The sequence below is a fragment of the Streptomyces sp. NPDC096324 genome (genome assembly GCF_044763015.1).
In the GTDB taxonomy this organism is placed as follows: Bacteria; Actinomycetota; Actinomycetes; order Streptomycetales; family Streptomycetaceae; genus Streptomyces.
The window spans coordinates 56,791-69,782 of record NZ_JBIWFK010000023.1; the positions used below are offsets into that span (position 1 = coordinate 56,791).

Consider the following 12,992-nt stretch of genomic DNA (forward strand, 5'->3'; position numbering starts at 1 on the left):
GCCACCGACAGCCCTTATCCCACTTGACCGCACCACACCCCATGCCTCACATTTATCTGCGTGACACAGATACTGCATGACGCAAACGAAAAGCCTCCGGGACACCCTCCCTCCCGTATCCGCTGGGCGATCCTCGGCGTCGTCCTCGCCGCCGACGTCCTCGACCTCCTCGACGGCACCATCACCAACATCGCCGCCCCGACCATCGCCCACGACCTCGGCGGCGGCACCGCCCTCATCCAGTGGCTCGGCGCCTCGTACGCCCTCGCGCTCGGCGTCCTGCTCGTCCTCGGCGGACGGCTCGGCGACAAGTACGGCCGCCGCCGGCTCTTCCTGACCGGACTCGCGGGCTTCACCGCCGCCTCGGTCGCCTGCGGCCTCGCGCCCACACCGGGAACCCTCGTCGCCGCCCGGCTCGTCCAGGGCGCGTTCGGCGCGCTCGTCATCCCGCAGGGCTTCGGCATCCTCGGGGCGACCTGGCCCCGGGACCAGATCGGCAAGGCGTACAGCCTGTTCGGACCGGTGATGGGCCTGTCCGCCGTCGGCGGCCCGATCCTCGCCGGGTTCATCGTCGACGCCGACCTCGCCGGTCTCGGCTGGCGCCCGATGTTCCTCATCAACCTCGTCCTCGGCGGCGCCGCACTCCTCGCCGCCGCCCGGCTGCTCCCCCGCGACACCGGCGACCGCGCGACCACCGTCGACGTGCCCGGCTCCGCCCTCCTCGGCGCCACCATGCTCGCCCTGCTCACCGGCCTCATCGACGGCTCGGCCCACGGCTGGGGCGCGCTCCCCGTCCTGCTCCTGCTCGTCGGCCTCGCGCTCTTCGCGGGGTTCTGTCACCGCCAGCGCACCGCGCCCAGCCCCCTGATCAAGCCCTCCCTCCTGCACAACCGCGGCTTCACCTCGGGACTCGTCATCGGCGTCGTCTTCTTCGCCGCGGTCGCCGGCCTCCTCTACGTCGTCTCCCTCTTCCTCCAGCAGAGCCTCGGCCGCTCCCCCGCGGCTGCCGCGCTCGCTCTCACACCCCTGTCCGCGGGCATCGTCATCGCCTCGATCGCCTGCTACCGCCTGATCGGCCGGCTGGGCCGCCGCCTCGTCCTCATCGGCTTCCTCGTCACCCTCGCCGGAACGGCCCACCTCATCGCCCTGGTCACCGTCTCCGGCACGGACACCGGCGGCTGGGCCCTGGTCCCACCGCTGCTGGTCATCGGCCTCGGCATGGGCGCCTGCTTCGGCTCGCTCTACGACGTCACCATCGGTGACATCGAACCCGCCGAGGCCGGCAGCGCGGGCGGCTCACTCGGCGCGGTCCAGCAGCTCGCGAACGCGCTCGGAGCCGCCGCCGTCACCACCGTCTACTTCCGGGCCGACGGCGGCGGGACCCACGCCACCACCGTGAGCCTCACCGTCGTGGCCGCCGTCACCGTCCTGTGCTGCCCCCTCGTACGCCTGCTCCCCCTCAAGGCCCCGGAGCAGCACCACTAGGGATTCCACCGGGCCGCCGATCAGGGCACCAGCACCAGTCGGCCGCGCAGTCCGCCCTCCGCGAGCCGCGCGTGGACCTTGACGGCCTCGTCGAGGGCGTACGTCCCGGCCACCCGGGTCGTCAGCGCCCCCTCGTCGACGAGCGCCACCAGCTCCGCGAGCCGGGCCCCGTCGGCGGCGACCTCCACGGCACCGGTCCGCACCCCGCGCACGGACGCCGGGTGGGCCCCCGGGATGACACCCATGAAGGCACCCCCGTCCTGCACCCACTCCAGGGCGTCGGCGCCCAGGATCGCCGCGTCCAGCACGGCGTCCACGCTCCGCGGGGCCACACCGTCCGACACGAACCGGTCGGCCCCCAGGGACCGTACGAGCTCCTCGTCGCCCTCACGGGCCAGTGCGGTCACGCTCACCCCGAGCCGGGCGGCGAGCTGCACGGCGTACCCGCCGACCGCGCCCGCGGCACCGGTGACCAGCAGACTCCGCCCCGGCTCCAGGCCCAGCCCGTCCAGGGCCCGGGCCGCGGTCAGGGCGTTGAGCGGCAGGCTCGCCGCGTGCGCCGTGTCGACCGAGCGGGGCGCCACGGCCACCGCGTCGGCGTCGACCACCACGAGATCGGCGTGCGTGCCGAGGGGCTTGGCGGTCCCGTACGCCAGCGCCAACACCTCGTCCCCCACGTTCCACCCCGAGGCGACCCCGACCGCCTCCACCACACCCGCCACGTCCCAGCCGAGGCCCAGCCGCTTCCCGGCGCCCCCGAAGACACCGGCGCGCACCCCGGCGTCCACGGGGTTGACCCCGGCGGCCGCCACCTTGATCCGCACCTGCCGGGCCCCCGGCTCCGGCGGGGCGACCTCGACGATCTCGACGGCTTCCGGACCACCGAACGACGTCACAACCGCTGCACGCATCCCAGCTCACCCCATCTGTAGGTCATCCACGGGTCTCTCACCCGCCACAACAACCCTAGGAAGAGTTACTATCCATTGGTAAGTAGGCACCTGAAGGTGCGTACGTCACCCGGAGGTGAGTCATGGCGACCACGACGGCGGCCCAGCGGCGCCACCAGGCCCGCGTCGAGTACGACGCGTTCCTCAAGAGCTGCCCCACCAACCAGCTCCTGGACCGCATCAGCGACAAGTGGGTCAGCCTGATCGTGAGCGCGCTCGCCGACGCCGGCGGACCGATGCGGTACAGCGACCTCGGCCGCAAGATCGCCGGAGTGAGCCCCAAGATGCTGACGCAGACCCTGCGGTCACTGGAGCGCGACGGCATCCTCTCCCGCGCGGTCACCCCGTCCGTGCCGGTCCGCGTCGACTACGAACTCACGCCTCTGGGCACGAACCTGAGCCGCCTGCTCACCGCCGTCAAGGACTGGGCGGAGCACCACATCGAGGAGGTCGTCGAGGCCCGCGAGCGCTACGACACCTCGTCCGAGGCGTCCTGAAAGTCCCCTGACCGCAGCCGTGCGACCTGCTCGGCGCTGAAGTCGACCGTGCGCCGCATGTGCCCGATGATCAGGGCGACCTCGTCGTCGTCGAGGCCCTCGAACAGGCCGTACCAGCCGGCGCCCAGCCGCTCCCACATGCGCCCGAACTCGGCGATCTTCTCGGGCACGGTCGCCACCAGCACCCGCCGCCGGTCGACCACATCGCGCTCCCGCACGACGTAACCGGCCTTCTCCAGCCGGTCCACCAGCCGCGTGGCCGACCCGGTGGTCAGCCCCGTCATCTCGGCGATCCGCCCGGTGGTCACGGGCCCGTCCTCCAGGCTGAGCAGGTTCACGCACTGCACGTCCGTCGGGTGCAGGCCGACGTGGTCGGCGAGGGCCTGGTTGAACAGGGCGTACGAGGCCATGTACCGCCGCGAGACGACCGCCAGCTCGCCCAGCAGCCGCTCCCGAGAATCCCCGCCGATGGCCATCCGGCCCCTTTCACCAGCCCGGCCAGAATCGTACGCCGCCCGCCCCACACCCCCAGAAACGATCACCCACCCCACAAGCGTTTCCTCGCCCCCTCCGCCCCTACCCGACCCACCCTGGGGCTCCGCCCCAGACCCCGCTCCTCAAACGCCGGAGGGGCTGAAATTTCGCACCCGCAGGCGGGATCCGGCGTGAGGGGACGTGCCGGTACATCGATGCCCGTCGCCACCGACGGTCACCTCTCCGTCCGACGGCGACGGGCTGATGCACCGGCACGGCCCCGACCCACCCACCGGACCGAACCCGCGACGGCCGGTGCAACGAACCCGTCCTGGCACAGTGACCCCCATGCTGATCGCCCGCTCCGCGCTCCTCTTCGCCCTCGCCGCACTGCTGGAGATCGGCGGCGCCTGGCTCGTCTGGCAAGGCGTACGCGAACACCGGGGCGCCCTCTGGATCGGCGCCGGCGTGATGACGCTGGGCCTCTATGGCTTCATCGCCACCCTCCAGCCGGACGCCGAGTTCGGCCGCGTCCTCGCCGCGTACGGCGGAGTCTTCGTGGCCGGCTCCCTCGCCTGGGGCGTCGTCGCCGACGGCTACCGCCCCGACCGCTGGGACATCACCGGCGCCCTGATCTGCCTGGCCGGAGCCGCCGTGATCATGTACGCCCCCCGAGGGGGCAACTGACCCCCGCCTATCCTGGCCGAAGCGACCGCAGACCCACCGACACCGCAGACACGCAGAGACACAAACACCGCCAAGGAGCAGCCGTATGACCCCCGCCGCCGCGTCCCGTATCGCCGTCATCACCGGTGCAAGCAGCGGAATCGGCGCCGCGACGGCCCGACAGCTCGCGGCCGAGGGCTACCGCGTCGTCCTCACGGCCCGCCGCAAGGACCGCATCGAGGCGCTGGCGGAGGAGATCACCGCGGCGGGCGGCCAGGCCACCGCGTACACCCTGGACGTCACGGACCGCACCGCGGTCGACGAGTTCGCGACGGCGTTCAAGACGATCGGCGTGCTGGTCAACAACGCCGGCGGCGCACTCGGCGCCGACCCGATCGCGACGGGCGACCCGGCCCAGTGGCGCCAGATGTACGAGACGAACGTCATCGGCACCCTGAACATCACCCAGGCCCTCCTCCCGGCGCTCACCTCCAGCGGCGACGGCACGATCGTCGTCCTGTCCTCCACGGCGGCCCACGCCACGTACGAGGGCGGCGGCGGCTACGTGGCCGCCAAGCACGCCGAGCACGTGCTCGCGGAGACGCTGCGCCTGGAGATCGTCGGCACGCCGGTGCGGGTCATCGAAGTGGCCCCGGGCATGGTCAAGACGGAGGAATTCGCGCTCACCCGCTTCGGCGGCGACACCGAGAAGGCCGCCAAGGTCTACGCGGGCGTGGCCCAGCCCCTGACCGCCGACGACGTCGCCGAGACGATCACGTGGGCCGTCACCCGCCCCAGCCACGTGAACATCGACCTCCTCGTGGTCCGCCCCCGAGCCCAGGCGTCGAACACGAAGATCCACCGCGAACAGTGACCCCGGCCGAACCACCCACCCCCCAGCCACCCGCAGCCGACGAACAGGCCCGCCTGGCCCTGGAGAAGAAACGCGAACGCTACGTCTGGTACTACCTCGCGTACTTCCTCTTCGGCATCCACATCGTGGCCTTCGTCATGATCTACGCGGTCCTGTCAACGAAGTGACCCTCCGCCCGAGGACAAAGCCCCACCTCAGCAGCCCGGCGCATAGCTCACACGGGTGAACTCGATCGATCACCCGCACGCCTTCCGAACGCCCGACCTAGGCTCGCGCCACAACATCAAAAACGACGGCCCTCGGCCGGGACTGCCATCCCGGCCAAGGGCCTGACCAGCACGGAAGTGAGCTTCCTGATGGCTGAACGCGAGCCTAACGCGCTCCCCTGCGCTCCGGACGAATCCCGCTGCGCGACAACAGAGTTCATGGATCTCGAAGTCCCCGAGTACGCCTACATGTTCGGCTTCCTGCAAGCCGACGGGCACCTCTCCAAGGGGACGGGTCAAAAGGGGCGCTTGACCGTCGAGCTCAGCGCTCGCGACGTCGACATTCTGCGCGAGTTCCAACGCCTGACCCCGTACAACAGCACCATCGGCGGACGGACCCGGACCACGAACTTCGCCGCGTCGCACGAGTCTTCCATCTGGAACCTGTGCGCCCTCGAAGCGAGGACGAAGCTGAACGAACTCGGTCTGCCGTACGGACGTAAGTCCAGGACCATCGCGCCCCCTCACGCCCCCTTCTCACAACCTGACTATCTCCGGGGAGTGATCGACGCGGACGGCTCGGTGGGCTTCACGGCCCAGGGCTTTCCCTTCGTGTCCCTGACCACCGCCAGCGTCGCCATCGGCGCCTACCTATGCTTTTACGCAGGCAGGATTACCGGCGTCGAACGTTCTCTCAAGCGCAACGCCCGCGACGGCATCTTCAACATCCTTTACACGAAGGAAGCGGCCCAGCAACTGGCCGCCCGCCTCTACTACCCGGACTGTCTGTCACTGGACCGCAAGCGGGCTGCCGCCGAGTCTCTCCACACGTGGTCGCGCCCGGCCGACATGCGCGTGGCGCCCGACCGTCGCCGCTGGACGCCATCGGAGGACCGATTGCTGCTGGCTCTGAACAACGACGCCGCGGCGGCCAAGGAACTCGGCAGGACCGAGAAGAGCTGTTACGTCCGCCTCTGGCGCCTGCGGACCGGCAGGACACCTCTTCCGGCCGACGCCTGACCGAACAGTCGGCGAGGCCCCGGACCCGGGGCCTCGCCGGCATCAGCCCTTCACACAGATGAACTGCTTCAGCTTCGCCACGACCTCCACGAGGTCACGCTGCTGCTCCATCACCTGCTCGATCGGCTTGTACGCGCCCGGGATCTCGTCCACGATGCCCGAGTCCTTACGGCACTCGACACCCCGTGTCTGCTCCTCCAGGTCCTTCGTCGTGAAACGGCGCTTCGCGGCACTCCGGCTCATGCGCCGACCCGCCCCGTGCGAAGCCGAGTTGAAGGCCTTCTCGTTGCCGAGACCCTTGACGATGTACGAGCTGGTGCCCATCGAGCCCGGAATGATTCCGAACTCTCCGCGGCCGGCGCGGATCGCTCCCTTGCGCGTGACGAGCAGGTCCATGCCCTCGTACCGCTCCTCGGCCACGTAGTTGTGGTGACAGGAGATCTCCGTTTCGAAGGTCGGCTTCGCCTTCTTGAACTCCTTGCGGATCACGTCCTTGAGGAGCGCCATCATGAGCGTGCGGTTGTACTTGGCGTACTCCTGCGCCCAGTAGAGATCGCTGCGGTAAGCCGCCATCTGAGGTGTGTCGGAAACGAAGACGGCGAGATCGCGGTCGACCAGTCCCTGATTGTGCGGGAGCTTCTGCGCGACACCGATGTGGTGCTCCGCGAGTTCCTTGCCGATGTTCCGGGAGCCGGAGTGCAGCATCAGCCAGACCGAACCTGACTGATCAAGACAGGTTTCGATCATATGATTTCCGGATCCAAGTGTTCCCATCTGCTTCACAGCCCGCTCCTCGCGGAACTTCACCGCGTCCGCCACCCCGTCGAACCGCCCCCAGAAGTCGTCCCACCCGGCGGTGGCCAGGCCGTGGAAGCGGTCCGGGGTGACCGCGGAGTCGTGCATGCCCCGGCCGACCGGAATCGCCTGCTCGATCTGCGAGCGGAGCCGCGAGAGGTCGCCCGGCAGGTCGTTGGCGGTGAGGGACGTCTTGACGGCGGACATTCCGCAGCCGATGTCGACACCCACCGCCGCCGGGCACACCGCGTCCCGCATCGCGATGACGGAGCCGACCGTCGCGCCCTTGCCGTAGTGGACGTCCGGCATGACGGCGAGGCCCTTGATCCAGGGCAGCGTCGCCACGTTCTGGAGCTGACGGAGCGCGACGTCCTCGACGGAGGCGGGGTCGGCCCACATGCGGATGGGGACCTGCGCCCCCGGCATCTCTACGTACGACATATCGTCCTCTATCCCCACAAAAACAGCAGAAGTCTTAAATCGCAAAACCGGCGCCTAGGTCGACGTATAGGACAACGGACCGGCGTCCACGGCTGTGCGTGCGATACACATTGTCTCCAGGGGTCGCCCCCGTGCGGCAACCGAATAACCACAGGACACCCGGGCCGAAGCGCCGTCGGGAACCGTCGAGAGGAGCCTGACCGTGCAGCGGAAGGCGTACGTATCTGCCGCCGCCGTGCTCCTCGCGGCAGTGCTGTCGGGCTGCTCGGGCGGTTCGGGTGTGGGCGGTTCGGCCCCTGACTCCAAGGGCGGCGACACCGGCACGACGGCCGCGGCCGCCCAGCCGGGCAAGTACCGCACCCTCCCGGAGGCGTGCGGCGCGGCCGATCACGACACGCTCGACACGCTGCTGCCCGGCATCCAGGAGACGACCGACGAGGCGCAGCAGGAGAAGGCGTACGCCGGCGAGGCCACGCTCACGTACGACACGGACCGGCGTGACGGCTGCGACTGGAAGGTGGCCTCCGCCGCCGCCACCGATCACCTCTTCGTCGACTTCGAGCGCGTGGTCTCGTACGACACCACGGTGAGCGACGAGGCCAAGGCCGAGGAGCTCTACGCCACCAAGCAGGCGACGGCCGACCTCCCGGAGCCCGCCGCGTCCTCGTCCTCCTCCGCGTCCGCGTCCGGTGACGTCACTCCGAGCCCGAGCGGCAGCGCCGGCGGCGCGGCCGACGGCGCCAACGCCTCGGGTGCCCCCTCCGCGCCCTCCGCCTCCGCCTCGCGGACCCCGGCCGATCTCCAGCCGCGCGTACTCGACGACCTCGGCGACGAGGCGTTCCTCGACGACAAGCTGAACACCGGCTCGTCGACGGCTCAGCAGCGCACGGTGACTGTGGTGTTCCGCACGTCCAACGTGATCGTGAGGATCGAATACTCCGAGCAGCCGACGGCTTCCACGGACGCCCCCGACAGCAAGGAAATGCAGGACAGGGCGCAGAAACTGGCTCAGGTGCTGGCCTCCCGGCTCAACGGCTAGCGGCCCCGCGGCCGCTGGGGGCGCCCCGGCGCAAACCACCCGAACGGGAAACGCCCCGACGCCCCACCACGTACCGTGGCTCCTCGGACCCGACCGGCCGCACGCCCCATGTGCGGCCGTACCACGAGCGCCACGAGTGAAGGAACCATGCACCGACCAGTACAACGAGCAGGCCGAGCACAGCGACTCCCCCGCATCCTTGTCAGCGCGGCCGCCGTCCCGGTGATGCTCGTCGCCGCGGGTTGTTCCTCGGACTCCGGCTCCGGCGACGACGCGCAGAAGGACGCGAGCGCGGGCCCGGGAGCGACGGTGTCCGCGAGCAGCGCGGCCCCCTCCGTCCAGTCCGCCGCGTACAAGACGTTGCCCAAGGCGTGCTCGGTGCTGTCGAAGAAGTCGCTGGGCGAACTGATACCGAAGGGCTCGAAGTCGGGCAAGTCCGGCAAGTTGGACGAGCCGGAGCAGCGCGGCAACTGCAACTGGACGAGCCTCGACAACAACGGGGTGAAGGGCTCTCAGTTCCGCTGGCTGAACGTGGCCCTGCTCCGCTTCGACTCGGACGCGCGCGGTTCGGGCGACGAGCAGGCCCACGCCTACTTCCAGAAGCAGGTCGCGGCCGCGCAGACGGTGGAGGGCGCGCTGGACGCCAAGTCGGTGCCGGTCTCCGGTACGGGCGACGAGGCGACGGCCGTTCGCTACGGCCTGAAGAAGAAGGAAGGCGCCTTCAAGCAGCAGACGATCGTGGCGCGCGTCGAGAACGTGGTCGTGACGCTCGACTACAACGGCGCCGGGCTCGCGGGGGAGAAGACCCCGGACGCGACCGTGCTGCTGAAGGCGGCCGAGAAGGCCACGAAGGAGGCGGTGGCCGCGGTGGCCGCCGCGAACGGTGACGGCGCGGCGAGCTCGGACTCGCCGGACCCGGCCTCCTCGTCGAAGCCCTCGTCCTCGTCCGCGCCGTCGGCCTCGCCGTCCAAGAGTGCCTCCGGGAGCACCGGGACCGGCTCCAAGAGCGCGTCGCCGTCGCAGTCGGCGGCGAAGAAGAGCTGACCCGGCCGCGACCGGATTCGGGGCCCGTCTCAGGGCTCCGGCAGACAAGTTCACGGGGCCCGGTTCCCTCCGGAACCGGGCTCCTTCCATACCGCGCATCCGTACGCCACACACATGTGCCACTCTGTTGCGCGCAACAACACGCAAGGGGAGGGGAGTACAGGTGGCCGCGCCCATACAGCTCACACGGATGCACAAGATTCTCATTGGCGTGGTCGTCGCCGGTGCGCTCATCATCGCCGGAATCGGCTTCGCCGGTTCGTACGCGGCGGTCCGTGAGCTGGCGCTCCAGAAGGGGTTCGGGAACTTCAGTTACGTCTTCCCGATCGGCATCGACGCGGGTATCGGCGTCCTGCTCGCCCTCGACCTGCTGCTGACCTGGATCCGCATCCCGTTCCCGATGCTGCGCCAGACGGCCTGGCTGCTGACGATGGCGACGATCGCGTTCAACGGCGCGGCGGCCTGGCCGGACCCGCTGGGCGTGGGCATGCACGCGGTCATCCCGGTGCTGTTCGTGGTCTCGGTCGAGGCGGCCCGCCACGCGATCGGCCGCATAGCCGACATCACGGCCGACAAGCACATGGAGGGCGTGCGGATCACCCGCTGGCTGCTCTCCCCGGTTCCCACCTTCCTGCTGTGGCGCCGGATGAAGCTGTGGGAGCTGCGGTCCTACGAGCACGTCATCAAGCTGGAGCAGGAACGTCTCGTCTACCAGGCCCGCCTGCACTCCCGCTTCGGCCGTGCCTGGCGCCGCAAGGCCCCCGTGGAGTCGCTGATGCCGCTGCGGCTGGCCCGCTACGGCGTGCCCCTCGCGGAGACGGCCCCGGCGGGTCTCGCCGCGGCGGGCATCGAGCCCGCGGTGCTACCGCCCGCGCCCGCCCCGGTCCAGGCGTCCGTCCCGGCCGCCGCCGCGGCGCCCGAGCCGTTGGAGCTGGAGGCGAACGACGGCGCGCGGCAGCAGCCGCAGCGGCAGCCGCAGGCCGAATACGGTCAGCAGGGCCAGGGACAGGGACAGAATCAGGGCCGGTTCCCCGGCCAGGGCCAGGATCAGGGTCAAGGCCAGTACCAGGATCAGGGTCAGTTCCAGGGCCAGGGGCAGTTCCAAGGCCAGGGCCAAGGCCAGTACCCGGGCCAGGGACAGGGCCAGTACCAAGGCCAAGGCCAGTACCCGGGCGGCCAGGCGGGTGGGCCGGAGTCCAACCCGTGGTTCGCCACTCCCGACCCTCAGGAGATCCCGTACGACGGCGGCTACAACCCGTCGTACGCGGCGGAGGAGCAGTACCAGCAGTGGTTCGCCGAGCAGGAGGCGCAGGCCTACGAACCCGGCCCGGAGGAGACGGGTACGTTCCCGATCCCGGCGGGTCCCGGCCGTACGCGCCAGCTCGGTGAGGGCGGCGGCCCCGAGCAGCTTCCCATCCCGTCACCGCGGGAGGAGCAGTCGCCGATCCTGGACGAGAAGGCCCAGGAGGAGGCGTACTACCAGGTGTTCCGCCAGTCGATAGACGGCAGCTTCCCCACGCCGCGGGTGCTGGGCGACAACATCGAGGCCACCTACGGGACGGCGCTCAGCCCGAGCGCGCTGAAGAACCTGACGGACCGCTTCCAGAACCGTTTCAACACGGAACTGGAGGAGGACCACATCGCGTAGGCGGGTCCGCGCGGCAGCGCGGCACGCGACACAGGACCGTACGAGGAAGGGGCGCCCGGTGATCACCGGGCGCCCCTTCCTCGTACCGCCGAGGCCGCTATGCCGAGAGCAGCTTGCGCACCCGGTCCTGGCCCACGGCCAGCAGCAGCGTGGGCAGACGCGGGCCGGTGTCACGGCCGACGAGCAGGTGGTACAGCAGCGCGAAGAACGTGCGCTGGGCGACCTTGATCTCGGCGGGGAGTTCCTTGGCGGTCGCGTCGGCGGGGAAGCCCGCCTGGACCTTGGGAACGCCGTAGACGAGGTGGGTGAGGCCGTCCAGGGACCAGTTCGCCTCCAGTCCGTCGAGGAGCAGGCGCAGCGACTCGCGGCCCTGGTCGTCGAGGGACTTCAGGAGCTCGGCGTCGGGCTCGTCGCGGACGACGGTGCGCTCCTCGGCGGGAACCTGGGTGTTGATCCAGGTCTCGGCCTTGTCGAGGCGGGGCCGGACCTCGTCCAGGGACGTGAGCGGGTTCTCGGGGTCGAGTTCGCTCAGGATGCGCAGGGTCTGGTCCTCGGCGCCGGCGGTGATGTCGGCGACGGAGGCGAGGGTGCGGTACGCCATCGGGCGGGCGGTCGGGGGCAGCTCCCCGGCGGCGGTGCCGACGGCACGGCTGTACGCGGCGGCGTCGGCCGGGAGGACCGAGCCGTCGGCGACCTTGCCGGCGAGCTTGTCCCACTCGTCGTAGAGCCGCTGGATCTCCTGGTCGAAGGCGATCTTGAAGGACTGGTTGGGGCGGCGGCGGGCGTACAGCCAGCGCAGCAGTTGCGGCTCCATGATCTGGAGCGCGTCGGCCGCGGTCGGGACCCCGCCCTTGCTGCTGGACATCTTGGCCATGCCGGAGATGCCGACGAAGGCGTACATCGGGCCGATGGGCTGCTCGCCGCCGAAGATCCCGACGATCTGGCCGCCGACCTGGAAGGAGGAGCCCGGGGAGGAGTGGTCGACACCGCTGGGCTCGAAGATCACGCCTTCGTAGGCCCAGCGCATGGGCCAGTCGACCTTCCAGACCAGCTTGCCGCGGTTGAACTCGCTGAGCAGGACGGTCTCGGCGAAACCGCAGGCGGAGCAGGTGTACGACAGCTCGGTCGTCGTGTCGTCGTAGGCGGTGACGCTGGTCAGGTCCTTCTCGCACTGCCCGCAGTAGGGCTTGTACGGGTAGTACCCGGAGGTGGAGCTGCCGTCGTCCTCGGCGGCGGCGCCGGAGCCCTCGGCCGCCTCCAGCTCGGCCTCGTCGACCGGCTTCTGGCCCTGCTGCTTCTTGGCGGGGGCCTTCTTGGTGCGGTACTGGTCGAGGATCGCGTCGATGTCGCCGCGGTGCTTCATCGCGAACAGGACCTGCTCGCGGTAGGTGCCCGCGGTGTACTGCTCGGTCTGGCTGATCCCGTCGTACTCGACGCCGAGCTCGGCCAGGGCCTCGGTCATCGCGGCCTTGAAGTGCTCGGCCCAGTTCGGGTACGCGGAGCCGGCGGGGGCCGGGACGGAGGTCAGCGGCTTGCCGATGTGCTCGGCCCAGGACTCGTCGATGCCCGCTACGCCGTTCGGAACCTTGCGGTAGCGGTCGTAGTCGTCCCAGGAGATCAGGTGGCGCACGGTGTGGCCGCGGCGGCGGATCTCGTCGGCGACGAGGTGCGGGGTCATGACCTCGCGGAGGTTGCCGAGGTGGATCGGGCCGGACGGGGAGAGCCCGGACGCGACGACAACAGGTTTGCCCGGGGCCCGGCGCTCCGACTCTTCGATGACCTCATCCGCGAAACGGGAGACCCAGTCGGTGGTCTCGGAGCTCTGAGCCACGATCGGCACGTCCTTCTTCCTC

The 12,992-nt window shown here is 70.2% G+C and carries 13 protein-coding genes; 9 read left to right on the forward strand and 4 right to left on the reverse strand.

Annotated elements, in window-relative coordinates; all coding sequences use genetic code 11:
• Positions 1-60 precede the first annotated feature (60 nt).
• Positions 61-1,485 (forward strand): MFS transporter, encoded by a 1,425-nt coding sequence (locus ACIQ7M_RS38335; protein WP_403653082.1) that lies wholly within the window; start codon positions 61-63, stop codon positions 1,483-1,485.
• A gap of 20 nt (positions 1,486-1,505) precedes the next feature.
• On the opposite strand, the gene ACIQ7M_RS38340 is transcribed toward ACIQ7M_RS38335, so the two are convergent.
• On the reverse strand, positions 1,506-2,396 hold the full coding sequence (locus tag ACIQ7M_RS38340) for an NADP-dependent oxidoreductase (RefSeq protein ID WP_403653085.1): 891 nt from the start codon (positions 2,394-2,396) through the stop codon (positions 1,506-1,508).
• Positions 2,397-2,518: 122 nt separating this feature from the next.
• Between ACIQ7M_RS38340 and ACIQ7M_RS38345 the strand changes: the two genes are divergently transcribed.
• The gene (locus ACIQ7M_RS38345) at positions 2,519-2,932 is read left to right on the forward strand and encodes a helix-turn-helix domain-containing protein (protein WP_355767261.1); all 414 of its coding nucleotides are present in this window, start codon (positions 2,519-2,521) and stop codon (positions 2,930-2,932) included.
• Here the strand turns inward: ACIQ7M_RS38345 and ACIQ7M_RS38350 are convergent.
• Complete coding sequence (locus ACIQ7M_RS38350) at positions 2,905-3,408, reverse strand: MarR family winged helix-turn-helix transcriptional regulator (protein WP_355767263.1); 504 nt, start codon at positions 3,406-3,408, stop codon at positions 2,905-2,907. The two genes, ACIQ7M_RS38345 and ACIQ7M_RS38350, sit on opposite strands and share 28 nt — an antisense overlap.
• 346 nt (positions 3,409-3,754) lie before the next feature.
• On the opposite strand from ACIQ7M_RS38350, the gene ACIQ7M_RS38355 reads away from it, so the two are divergent.
• From ACIQ7M_RS38355 to ACIQ7M_RS38370, 4 genes are all read left to right on the forward strand, one after another.
• Entirely contained in the window at positions 3,755-4,093 is a 339-nt protein-coding gene (locus tag ACIQ7M_RS38355; protein WP_355767609.1) for a YnfA family protein, read from the forward strand.
• A gap of 85 nt (positions 4,094-4,178) precedes the next feature.
• Complete coding sequence (locus ACIQ7M_RS38360) at positions 4,179-4,946, forward strand: SDR family NAD(P)-dependent oxidoreductase (protein ID WP_386989402.1); 768 nt, start codon at positions 4,179-4,181, stop codon at positions 4,944-4,946.
• Complete coding sequence (locus ACIQ7M_RS38365) at positions 4,943-5,113, forward strand: hypothetical protein (protein WP_403653090.1); 171 nt, start codon at positions 4,943-4,945, stop codon at positions 5,111-5,113. Before ACIQ7M_RS38360 ends, ACIQ7M_RS38365 begins: the two co-directional genes overlap by 4 nt.
• 189 nt (positions 5,114-5,302) lie before the next feature.
• Entirely contained in the window at positions 5,303-6,172 is an 870-nt protein-coding gene (locus ACIQ7M_RS38370; protein WP_403653170.1) for a hypothetical protein, read from the forward strand.
• Positions 6,173-6,214: 42 nt separating this feature from the next.
• Here ACIQ7M_RS38370 and ACIQ7M_RS38375 read toward each other — a convergent pair whose 3' ends face one another.
• Positions 6,215-7,408 carry an RtcB family protein gene (locus ACIQ7M_RS38375; RefSeq protein ID WP_403653093.1) on the reverse strand — a complete coding sequence of 398 codons (1,194 nt, stop codon included), beginning with the start codon at positions 7,406-7,408 and terminating at the stop codon, positions 6,215-6,217.
• Positions 7,409-7,610: 202 nt separating this feature from the next.
• Between ACIQ7M_RS38375 and ACIQ7M_RS38380 the strand changes: the two genes are divergently transcribed.
• The 3 genes from ACIQ7M_RS38380 (at position 7,611) to ACIQ7M_RS38390 (ending at position 11,139) form a co-directional block, all read left to right on the forward strand.
• On the forward strand, positions 7,611-8,447 hold the full coding sequence (locus ACIQ7M_RS38380; protein ID WP_403653096.1) for a DUF3558 domain-containing protein: 837 nt from the start codon (positions 7,611-7,613) through the stop codon (positions 8,445-8,447).
• Positions 8,448-8,594: 147 nt separating this feature from the next.
• On the forward strand, positions 8,595-9,491 hold the full coding sequence (locus ACIQ7M_RS38385; protein ID WP_403653099.1) for a DUF3558 domain-containing protein: 897 nt from the start codon (positions 8,595-8,597) through the stop codon (positions 9,489-9,491).
• A 163-nt stretch (positions 9,492-9,654) separates the two neighbouring features.
• Entirely contained in the window at positions 9,655-11,139 is a 1,485-nt protein-coding gene (locus ACIQ7M_RS38390) for a DUF2637 domain-containing protein (RefSeq protein ID WP_403653101.1), read from the forward strand.
• 97 nt (positions 11,140-11,236) lie between these two features.
• Here ACIQ7M_RS38390 and lysS read toward each other — a convergent pair whose 3' ends face one another.
• A complete protein-coding gene (gene lysS, locus ACIQ7M_RS38395) occupies positions 11,237-12,979 on the reverse strand; it encodes a lysine--tRNA ligase (protein WP_403653104.1) in 1,743 nt (580 codons plus the stop codon).
• Positions 12,980-12,992: the final 13 nt, after the last annotated feature.

Excerpts from the sequence above, each read along its gene's own strand:
- ACIQ7M_RS38345 (WP_355767261.1), top strand. The coding sequence starts at position 2,519 with ATGGCGACCACGACGGCGGCCCAGCGGCGCCACCAGGCCCGCGTCGAG.
- ACIQ7M_RS38370 (WP_403653170.1), top strand. The coding sequence starts at position 5,303 with ATGGCTGAACGCGAGCCTAACGCGCTCCCCTGCGCTCCGGACGAATCC.
- ACIQ7M_RS38340 (WP_403653085.1), bottom strand. The coding sequence starts at position 2,396 with ATGCGTGCAGCGGTTGTGACGTCGTTCGGTGGTCCGGAAGCCGTCGAG.
- ACIQ7M_RS38355 (WP_355767609.1), top strand. The coding sequence starts at position 3,755 with ATGCTGATCGCCCGCTCCGCGCTCCTCTTCGCCCTCGCCGCACTGCTG.
- ACIQ7M_RS38360 (WP_386989402.1), top strand. The coding sequence starts at position 4,179 with ATGACCCCCGCCGCCGCGTCCCGTATCGCCGTCATCACCGGTGCAAGC.
- ACIQ7M_RS38350 (WP_355767263.1), bottom strand. The coding sequence starts at position 3,408 with ATGGCCATCGGCGGGGATTCTCGGGAGCGGCTGCTGGGCGAGCTGGCG.
- ACIQ7M_RS38385 (WP_403653099.1), top strand. The coding sequence starts at position 8,595 with ATGCACCGACCAGTACAACGAGCAGGCCGAGCACAGCGACTCCCCCGC.
- ACIQ7M_RS38375 (WP_403653093.1), bottom strand. The coding sequence starts at position 7,408 with ATGTCGTACGTAGAGATGCCGGGGGCGCAGGTCCCCATCCGCATGTGG.